At 44.4% G+C, this 9,985-nt stretch carries 9 protein-coding genes; 1 reads left to right on the top strand and 8 read right to left on the bottom strand.

What is annotated here, in order from left to right:
• Window positions 1–203, bottom strand: a 203-nt coding sequence (locus tag VIP81_RS01265) for a pentapeptide repeat-containing protein (protein ID WP_331956663.1), incomplete at its 3' end; no start/stop codon positions are given.
• Window positions 204–361: 158 nt separating this feature from the next.
• On the opposite strand from VIP81_RS01265, the gene dinB reads away from it, so the two are divergent.
• Window positions 362–1,480 carry a DNA polymerase IV gene (gene dinB / locus VIP81_RS01260; RefSeq protein ID WP_331956662.1) on the top strand — a complete coding sequence of 373 codons (1,119 nt, stop codon included), beginning with the start codon at window positions 362–364 and terminating at the stop codon, window positions 1,478–1,480.
• A 102-nt stretch (window positions 1,481–1,582) separates the two neighbouring features.
• Here the strand turns inward: dinB and VIP81_RS01255 are convergent, their stop codons facing one another.
• From VIP81_RS01255 to VIP81_RS01225, 7 genes are all read right to left on the bottom strand, one after another.
• Window positions 1,583–1,945, bottom strand: a complete 363-nt coding sequence (locus VIP81_RS01255) for a contact-dependent growth inhibition system immunity protein (RefSeq protein WP_331956661.1) — start codon at window positions 1,943–1,945, stop codon at window positions 1,583–1,585.
• 652 nt (window positions 1,946–2,597) lie between these two features.
• The gene (locus VIP81_RS01250; RefSeq protein WP_331956660.1) at window positions 2,598–4,163 is read right to left on the bottom strand and encodes a DUF6770 family protein; all 1,566 of its coding nucleotides are present in this window, start codon (window positions 4,161–4,163) and stop codon (window positions 2,598–2,600) included.
• 35 nt (window positions 4,164–4,198) lie between these two features.
• On the bottom strand, window positions 4,199–5,557 hold the full coding sequence (locus VIP81_RS01245) for a M48 family metalloprotease (RefSeq protein WP_331956659.1): 1,359 nt from the start codon (window positions 5,555–5,557) through the stop codon (window positions 4,199–4,201).
• A gap of 290 nt (window positions 5,558–5,847) precedes the next feature.
• Window positions 5,848–6,159, bottom strand: coding sequence for a hypothetical protein (locus tag VIP81_RS01240; protein WP_331956658.1), 312 nt, complete (start codon window positions 6,157–6,159; stop codon window positions 5,848–5,850).
• A gap of 97 nt (window positions 6,160–6,256) precedes the next feature.
• Complete coding sequence (locus tag VIP81_RS01235; RefSeq protein WP_331956657.1) at window positions 6,257–7,156, bottom strand: NAD(P)/FAD-dependent oxidoreductase; 900 nt, start codon at window positions 7,154–7,156, stop codon at window positions 6,257–6,259.
• A 91-nt stretch (window positions 7,157–7,247) separates the two neighbouring features.
• Window positions 7,248–8,084, bottom strand: coding sequence for a hypothetical protein (locus VIP81_RS01230; RefSeq protein WP_331956656.1), 837 nt, complete (start codon window positions 8,082–8,084; stop codon window positions 7,248–7,250).
• Between the two features lie 339 nt (window positions 8,085–8,423).
• The coding region (locus VIP81_RS01225) for an ABC transporter ATP-binding protein (RefSeq protein WP_331956655.1) at window positions 8,424–9,985 on the bottom strand (1,562 nt) is incomplete at its 5' end.

Raw genomic sequence — 9,985 nt, 5'->3', positions numbered from 1 at the left:
GTTTTTTTGAATTGTATAAGCGACAGGTCACAATCTTCAAACGTACATTTCTCAAAAGTACAGTCTACAAAAACACATTCCTTCAGACTGCACTTGTAAAACTGGCAGTCAAAAAATTCCCTGCCGGTAATCGTTTTACCTTCCCAGATAATGTTTTCAAATTTCTTATGTTCATGTGAAACTTCCTGATCGTAATCTGCCACCGTGTAAAATTTAAGGGCTAAAGATAATGATTAACCCCGGATTGTTTTTGGGGATAAAACAGCTACAATTTTTAGGTGGAAATAACTGTTTTCCGGGATGCCCGCCAGTATACGGAATTTTATTTCGTTGTATCTTTACATCGCTTCCGGGTGTAGAAATGGAGAACAGCGTAAATAGCATACAACGAAAAATTATTCATATTGATATGGACGCATTTTACGCGTCCGTAGAGCAGCGTGATAATCCGCTATACCGCGGCAAAGCGATCGCGGTGGGAGGTTCGCCGGAAGGCCGTGGTGGGGTAGTGGCCACTGCCAGTTATGAAGCCCGTAAATTTGGTGTACGCTCGGCCATGCCCTCTAAAAGAGCACTGCAACTTTGCCCTGAGTTAATATTTGTTCGTCCCCGCTTCGATGCCTACAAGGAAGTATCCAGGCATATCCGCGAAATATTTTCCCGCTACACAGATTTGATCGAACCATTGTCGCTCGATGAAGCTTACCTCGATGTAACCACCGATAAACAAAACATTGGCTCTGCCATCGAAATAGCTAAACTTATCAAACAGGCTATCCGCGAGGAGTTACAGCTCACTGCATCCGCTGGTGTGTCTGTCAATAAATTTGTAGCAAAAATTGCTTCCGATCTCAATAAGCCCGACGGACTTACTTTCATCGGTCCCTCTTCGATTGAATCGTTTATGGAACAACTGGCCGTAGAAAAATTTCACGGCGTAGGTAAAGTCACTGCCGATAAAATGAAAAGAATGGGACTCTTTACCGGCGCGGATCTGAAAAAATTGTCGGAGCAGGACCTGAAAACGCATTTCGGAAAAGTAGGTAGTTTTTACTACCGTATTGTGCGCGGATTGGACGAACGGGAAGTACAACCTCACCGCGAAACGAAATCGTTGGGCGCAGAAGATACCTTTCCATACGACCTCACAGAGATCGTGGATATGGAAGCAGAACTGACAAAAATCGGGAAAACGGTCTACGACCGCTTGCTACGCTATAACCTCAAAGGACGTACGATTACGCTGAAAATAAAATACAGTGATTTTAAACAGATCACGCGTAACCAATCTTTTCCTTTCCCGGTGGGTGATTTCGATACCATTGTAGATACCGCCAGGCAATTATTAGCCGCTTCCGATCCGGAAAATAAGCGCATACGACTGCTGGGCATAACGTTGTCTAATTTTCATGACACAACGTTGCCGGAAGGAAAATCTCCTCCATCCACCCAGTTATCGCTTTTTAATTTCGAGGATTAAAATGCAGCCAATGCTGCTTAAACCCGTTGTACAGGCCAGTTACAGCGATTCCCGCAAAGCAGGAAATCATCATAGGCAAAAAACTTTTTGAGCAGCAGGAAACTAGGCTTCTGCCTTACGCCAGAACTCTGGTAGGTCGATTTCAGTTTCTATCTCTTCACTTCTGTCCTGCATCATATCGATCAGGCTTTTGTGAAGGTCAGGATGTTCTTCCCAAAACGCGGCAGGCACGTCCAGTACGTTCTTCAGCAGATCGCCGGGGTACATACCAGCTGTAACAAGTACATCGTTTTTTAATATTTCCAGGGCTAAAGGTACCAGGTAGGTAGGATTAAATGATTGTCCGATTAAGGTCCGCAATTCGCTCGCAGATAATTTTACTACAGGTACTTTAACTAAGGCAAGACATTTCTGAATTACTCCTGAATCTTGTTCTGTGGCCGTTCCCCAACTCTTATTCTCCAACTGCTCTAAAGATTTATATCTCCAGATATCTTTCTTATTCATAAAAATGTGTCTCTCTTTTCGTGCTAATAAAATAATTAATTATTATGAAGATGATTTCAACGCGCAATTTTTCTTTTGATGGTGATCATCTGCCAGATTCCTGCGGAGTTTATGCAGGTGTTGCGGTAGCCGGTCAGCGCCGGCGGTTATAAGAAACCAGGATCAACAGCTATAAATATAATGAATATTGTCGATGGAGAAAGAAAATTTTCCACCTTTAACATTTTCTGTTACAGTGCTCCAATATCAATGAGGGTAAACCGGCCCCCAGCCACGCTGCATGCCAGCGTTTTGCACACGCAATTTACGAAAACCAATTGAATTTCGGGATCTATTCCAGTTCAAATACCCGTTCAACCACTGAGCAAGCGCTCCCAGACTACGATTACAAGGAAAGTAGGCGATCTTATTTTGGTGAAATAGCCAAATAAATGCGGCAGCCGGCCCAACGCGGCAGGTATTGTACGGGACTTTTTTGGTGGACCTTTCAGAGAACTCCTGCAATAACACTACCCCGGTATCGGGAGAAAAAATGGTACGGGTAAGGTTATACGAAAACGGGCGTCTCCATTGGAGACACCCGTTTTCATCATTTTATTTCACTATTTTATCAGATAGCCTCAATAGAGAAGCTTTTGGTTTTTTCTTTTCTATTGTATTCGGATACGAGCACATGACCTTCTTTGGCAGGGAAAATGAGCGTTTCGATGTTACCATCTTTACGGGAAATGGTACGCAGCACTTTCTTCTGATCCACATTATAGAACGTAATATTCTTAGGATCTGTAATGATCAGGTAAGTGGACTTCGCATCGGAGGAAGTAACGGTATAGTACGATTTATTATCGGACAGGTATGGGTACTGAATGCATGGAATGCCCCGGCTTTTTGTTACCGGAATCGTATTGTCCAGCGACAAAGTGCCATCAGGCGTTTGTTTAAGCACTACCGCATCCCGGATCGTGAATTTACGCGTACCATAAAATCCAATCATCATCGGCGAAACTATAACCAGTGGGAGGGTAGCAACCTCTGCAACCACCAAACCTACGTTCATCGTCCGTTTTAAGGCGGAACCGGTAAAATAAGTATTGCCGGCATAGTCCTTAAAAGAAGGGCCAGGCATCATGAACGACTTGTTGGCATTCAGCCTGCCTTTTGAACTGGCAATGGGGTTCTTGAGATCGCGCCAGTAATTGTATACCGGTTTAATACTATCTTTTCTGCGGCCGTCAATATTCACGGTAAAAACGCCCAGGTAATTTCCTTTGGCGATAGACTTGATGGTCGGAAAAGGGCCGTTTCTGCGGGGATTGATAATTTTACCGGAAACATAAGGTTTACCGGTGGACGGATCGTTCGTAAAGGCCTGCACATGCAAAGGATTACCTTTTTTATCTTTCAGGTAATACCTGGGAATAGAAGTGCTGTCCTGAAGACCGTAGCCAAATACAAAGAATCCTCCTCCATGTTTTTCGTCCTTTTTCTTTAACAGGAAATAAACATCCTGGCCGGAAACAAGCATATTGTAGTCTCCCTCTTCTGCACCGATCTTCTTCTGCCAGATTTGTTTACCGGTGATATCATAGATGTACAGAAATTTTCCACGGTCATCGCCGAAAAAACAGGCAAATCCTTTTCCGGCAATATTGCTTACCCGCAATGCTTCTTTCAATCCGCCATTGCCGATCTCCAGCTGACCTTTTCTATATTCCTCTGCCAGGTTCACACCCACTTTGATAGTATTGGTCTTTAATACTTTACCAGTCAGATCGATAAACTGGGTAAATACAGCCATATAGCCCTGGGAAACGGCCTCCCTGATTTCTTTCTTTTTCTTAATGGCATGCCCCAGCAGGTTACTCTTCATGTACGACAAGCAAAGTACTTCCTGTTCAAAGGCAACGGAACGAAGATCCAGTTTCAGTTCCCTGAAATTAACCACACCGATGTCGTTCAGGTTTTCATCCATGATGTTGATCTTGTAGTTAAAAGAATCTTTGTCGGCCCGTTCCAGTTCGGTGAAAACAAGATAGCCTACAAGGGTGCCATCCTGGCTGATGGTTCGCATGCTGGAAGAGATATCGTCTCCCACTTGCTTAAAAATTTTTGTTTGTGCATTAATGCCGGTTATCGTTAACAACAACAGGGCAAACGCTACGATTACATGTTTCATGTAGCTGGTTTAGGTATAAATTGTTACAGTACTATTTATTTCTTTGAAAATGGCGTTGCAAATTCACAGTAAAGACTCCTGGGATAATTGGTGGTAAAGGCTTTGGCAGCTTTTTGTTTATCGCTGTCGTCACTGTCGGTCAGCAATGTACTCATGAGCGATTTGAAGCCTTGTTCCGGCGGCGTCATACTACTCCAGAATGCTGCCTGTTGCAGGGTATTGTGAAATTCCTCCAGCTTTTGTCTGGGCATTTGTTCGAACATCGTTTCCAGTTCGTAATAGTTTTTGGAGATGTATTCTTTCGGTTTTACTGTGATCGCGTTAAAACGACTTAATTTTTTATCGGCATAGTATAAACCAGACATCACGTTATTGAACATAAAGTCGTACCATGGATCGGTATTTCCCTTGTCTTTTTCCAACAGTACGCGATACAGACAAGCCGTCATGTTGCCATTGCAATAGATGCTCCAGATCATCATTTTCATGGATTTGTCTCTCAATGGTGTAGGTACCGGGGTGAAAGCGCTGTTGGCCGACTGCTGACTTTTGGTTTTGTCATATCTCTCCTGGCAGTCCGGATGTGTTTTGAGCGAGTCGGCGAGGCCGGTAGTGCTGGTATTGAAGCTGTAATTTTTTGCGGATAAACCTTTGGTACGTTTTACCATCCAGCTTTCTTCCACATTCAGGTGATAGGCGGCGAAATAGTCCTTCACATTTTTCTTTAATGGCTGACGATACTGAATATCTGCACTGTCGAGTCGCAGGAAGAACGAAGGGTCTATTGCAATATGGCTGTTTTTAAGTAAAATAAGCGCCAGTGAATCTGCGTCTCCTTCATGATAGCGCTGATGTCTGCTTCTGTCGAAAGAATAGCCTTCAAACACTTTTTTCAAACGGGTCAGGCGTTCATACTTTGAATCCAGCACCGCATTGAGTGATTGCTTATATTCATCGGAAGTAAGCCATTCTGCCCGGTTTTTCATGCCGTTCTCCGGATGCATCATGATGTTGTGAGCTAGCTCGTGTGCCAGTACCAGTGCCAGTTCTTCCCGGGTTTTTACAAAGGCGAGCAGGCCTATGTTAACGGCTATCATATTGTTGCCGCTGGCATAGGCATTTACGGAAGTGCTACGGTCTATCATCAGAAAAGGCTTCTGCGCAATTAACCGGGGGTTGGCGCGAACAAGCTGCGTGATCACGCCATCAAGATAGTTATAGATGTCACCTTCAAATACATATCCATCGTTTTCGATGGCCTCGGTAATGAAGTCGGTACGACCATCCCAAATTTCCTTGTACTTCCGTTGTGTCTCTTTTTCTTTAAACTGGGATGGGCAACTCCAGGCTTTTTTCAGTGAATCTTTCTGACGTTGATAATAAATGTGTGACAAGTCCTGATAAGTATACAACGTCTGGCTTTGGGCTATAACAGTGCAACTCAGCAGTAGGAGTGCTGTTAAGGTTAGGGATCTGTAAATTGACATAAAGTATTAATAATAGCTACCCGCCAAATATAATGCAGTTTTTTTTGAAGCGTATTTTTTAAAATATATTTTAAGAACACAGGGACTGCATTTTAGGCGGTTTTCCCACTTAAGTTATCATGAAAAACGCCCGATCATAGTGTGACTAAGATCGGGCGAATAAAAGTTTTACAGTTTCGTGTAGGCTTTCGCGTTATTCAGACTGCTTTTTGATATTTAGGCAGCACTAATAATTTCACGATGCTGTGTGCAGCACCGGATAATGCCAGTGCAATCAGCAGCAGGATGGCCGCTTTACCAGGGGTATCAAATACATCAATCACACTGGAAACAGATTTGCCGGCAAACAGGAGGGCTATCAGACAAGCTATTCCTCCGGTGATCCAAAGTGTAATATGCGACCAGAGGTATTTTTGTTTCTGGAAACCCGTTTTCCCAAAAGAGGTAAACAGCAGGTAAACGTGGGCCAGGAAAAATACCGCGGCTAAAAGTGTAAGGGTTGTGAGCATTCAAGGTTAATTTAGGTGATGGTAAAATAGTCTTGTTAGTCTAAAATATCAAAACCTTTTCATATATGCAACAGTTCACCTGAATATTCTGCCCAATTTAAAACGCCGCCGCTATCAGTTCCTTGTTCATAGAGGCGCCGGCCATAGCGCCTGCAGCCACAGCGGCGGATACGCTTCGCATAGGCGTGGTAGCATCGCCTGCTGCATACACACCGGCAACATTGGTAGCGTGGAAGGCATCCACGGCTATATGGCCCGTTTCCGTTAATGTACAACCCAAAACTTCCGGAATGCTGCAATGCTGCCGGAAAGTGGGGCGGTGGTACAAAGCCCTTAAGAGATGTATACTGCCGTCTGTAAACAACAAGTGCTTTATCTGTCCCTGTTCCTCTACTATTTCAGCGATCACTTTATCGTTAATGGCTATCTGGTGTTGCGCCAGTTTGGCCAGTTGCGCTTCAGATAACCCGGCGGCGCCATTGGTAAATACCGTAAGGTTATTGGTCCAGTTACTGATCAGCCGCGCATATTCAAAAGCCATGTCTCCGGTGGCGAGTATGCCAGTTGGAGATTGCTTTACTTCATAGCCGTGGCAATAAGGACAATGCAATACGGAGATGCCCCAGCATGTCGCAAAACCCTTAATGGCAGGCATTTCATCTTTTACCCCGGTAGCAAACAATAATTGTTTTGCCTCAAAAGATGCTCCGGTGGCTGTTGTCAGAAGAAAGCCGTTCGTTGTTTTCTCCGCGTTAATGGCCAGCTCGTTTTTAAAATGCACGGTCGGATATTGTGCTACCTGTGCTTTCGCTTTGCCGGCAATTTCCGCTGGCGTTGCTCCATCCTGCGTCAGGAAGTTATGGGAATATGGTGTTTGTTGATTGCAGGGCGCGCCGCTGTCCAGCACCAGCACTTGTTTGAGGGAGCGGCCTAATGTCATGGCGGCGGAAAGCCCCGCATAGCTGCCACCGGTAATAATGATGTCGTATGATTGCATATGGCGTTTGTATGAGTCAAACGCAAATATACTAATTTGCAACAAAGTTGCATTTATTTTCTGCCGGAAAAATATCGGGAGCTTTTTTTTATCATACTACATCCCCTTCTGCAGCGCGGATATTAGCAATATGTTCCGCAATCAGGTGGAGACGATAATAATATTTTTCAAAAATATCGTCATACATACGGTGCCTGTTTTCCAGAAACGCATTCATCGCTTCATGAATAAATTCTTCGAAAGTCTGTTCCTCACTTACTTTAATCACGCATTCGAACACAGGCTCCATACTGGTCGCAAACTTTGTCTTTACCTGTATATCCGCCATGCACGTGATCATGTCCTTGTATAAATTAGGCGCCTTGGCAAAAGGAACATAATGGATGGCGGTAAACCCATCTTCATCATACACGTATTTATTGACTTCCTCCGACAGCAAAAACTGCACTACTTCCCGGTTATTATTATGCCGGGTAGCCAGCAGTAAAGGCGTGTCCATACTCGCCAGTACAAAATTAAAATGGATGTTGTGTTCAATCAGCAATACCAGCATCTCGGTAATAGCTGCCAGCCGGTGATGTTTGAAGATGTATGCAATAGCAAAGAGATAATCGGCATTGTCTACAATAAGCCGCGCTCCCTTTTTTAATGCGTATTGTACGGCCTGTGGCTTGTTGGCGCCAACGGCACAAAAAATAATAGGAATAATGCCTTCTTTCTTATAATGTATATCTGCGCCGCCTTCTTCAATCAGCAATTCTGCTGCCTCAAAAAATATCTCCTGGTTTTCAAGTAAATCGCAAAGTAATTCGGAGCGCTCATTCCGGGTAAGGGAAGAGAGATTGTATCCAAGCCCGGTGATAATTTCATCTGGCTCCTGGCTGATTCTCACTTTGCGCTTCAGGTCGTACAGCGAAATTTTTTGCATATGGTCTTCATAGTGTATAATAGCTGCTGGGAGAAAACCTTTTCATAGGATGAAACGCGGATGCGATGATAACTTAGTTCATTTATAATTAGTTAGAAATGAACTAACCGGAGAAATGGGTACATGATGAGTTAATGATAAATAGTTTATTTTTCAAAGATAATAATAATTAATATTACAGGCCGCTCTAATCTTATACTTTAGTTTATTTAGGCTTATATATTTATTATTGTTTTTATTTATGATGACTTTGTGGCTTTAGAAATAACGAAAAACTAACGCATACCACTGTATGAAAAAAGCGTAACGTGCAGGAGTTGCTGCCCCTGCACAATTAACCTATTTATTTTCCTGGTGTTTCCATAGCTCCTGAAAGGCAGCACTGTTATTTCGCAGGTAATGAAACGTTCCTTCCGCCACCACTCTTCCTTTGTTAAGCACATAAATGTAATCAAACTGAGGAAGCAGGTGTAGCCGGTGCATGGCCGATATCACAGCTTTATCGGCAAATGCCTGGAACATCTTATCATAGATCATCGCTTCTGTTTTAGGATCTACACTGCTGGTAGGTTCATCGAGCAGTATGACCTCACTGTCCCGCGCCGCCAGAATGCCGCGGGCCAGCGCCAGCCGCTGTTTCTGCCCCCCGGAAAGGTTCACGCCTTTTTCCCGTATATCGGAAGCAAGACCCTGCGGTAACATGTCCACTACCTCCGAAAAATGAGCGCTCTCACATACTGCCAGTACTTCTTCGGGCGAAAATGGTAAGCCCAGGGTGACATTATATTCAATGGTGTTCTCAAAGATCTCCGGTTCCTGTGGAAACAGGGTGACGCTTTGGTTCAGGGTGGCTAACGGTAACGGACCTCCGTCTACGGTTAAGACAGTCGTTTGTTCCGGTTCGTACAGTCCGCGTAAAATAGCCAGCAGCGTACTTTTTCCGCTACCGCTTTCTCCAATCAGCGCTACTTTCTTTCCTTTTTCGATGAGGATATGCAGTTCATGTAAACTCTGAGGAGCGTGGCCGTCGTCATAAGCGGCGAGGTGCGAAAAGTTAAGGTCGCTGATGTTGATCTTTTTCCAGTTGGCGGGTAACTCAGGCGCCGCATCCGAGCGATGCTGCAGCGTATAGGCATCACTGATATTAGTGGCCGTTTCTACTGCCGTATTATATTGTACCACGTCGGTATATTGCCACGCGGCATCCTGGAATACGCTGGTGAACTGGTTTACATATCCCAGTAGCATCACGAGTCCGGCTACCTGGAATACTTCACCGGGTACCCAATGCTGAAAAATATAACCAATGGCAATCACGCAATAAATCAGGGCAATCACCATTTCGGCCACAAACCATTTCCATTCGTTGATCAGCGTATTTTTTCTGAAAGGAGGCCAGATGCGCTGTACTTTTGCCAGCAAACCGTTTTCCATACTCTTTTCCAGCCGCAGGGTAATAACGGTCATGATATTGGAAAGACTGTCGAACAACGTAGCCGATACCACATGCTCCTGTTCATTCATCTCATTCAGCGTTTTGATGAAGGGGCGGTCAAACCGTAGCAATAACCACATACACAATACGCCCATCACAATGCCGATGCTGCCATATAATGGTGAGAAGTACAGCATGGCGATCATGGAAAAAAGCAGTTTACATAAAGCATGCAGGTACATAAATCCGCGTTCAAAAAATTCTTCCAACGATTCATAGGCTTTGCGGATGCGGTTAATCACCGACCCGCTATGATTATCCTGGTGCCATTTTACCGGCAGATGCAGGGCCTGATGATAACGTTCCCGCAGAAAATTGCGGCTCAGGTTAAAGGCCAGCTGTCGCTCCATGATCCTGGCAGGGCCATGGAAGCCCCATTCCACCAGCTTTAAGGCAAAGTAAGCGC

This window comes from Chitinophaga sp., from assembly GCF_036566945.1.
Classification (GTDB): Bacteria; Bacteroidota; Bacteroidia; order Chitinophagales; family Chitinophagaceae; genus Chitinophaga.
Note: the sequence above shows the minus strand (reverse complement) of the source record. Positions and strands in the feature narration are given on the sequence as shown.

What these genes read in the sequence shown, in the direction of transcription:
- VIP81_RS01235 (WP_331956657.1), bottom strand. Translation starts at nt 7,156, where the DNA reads ATGCAATCATACGACATCATTATTACCGGTGGCAGCTATGCGGGGCTT.
- VIP81_RS01240 (WP_331956658.1), bottom strand. Translation starts at nt 6,159, where the DNA reads ATGCTCACAACCCTTACACTTTTAGCCGCGGTATTTTTCCTGGCCCAC.
- dinB (WP_331956662.1), top strand. Translation starts at nt 362, where the DNA reads ATGGAGAACAGCGTAAATAGCATACAACGAAAAATTATTCATATTGAT.
- VIP81_RS01230 (WP_331956656.1), bottom strand. Translation starts at nt 8,084, where the DNA reads ATGCAAAAAATTTCGCTGTACGACCTGAAGCGCAAAGTGAGAATCAGC.
- VIP81_RS01250 (WP_331956660.1), bottom strand. Translation starts at nt 4,163, where the DNA reads ATGAAACATGTAATCGTAGCGTTTGCCCTGTTGTTGTTAACGATAACC.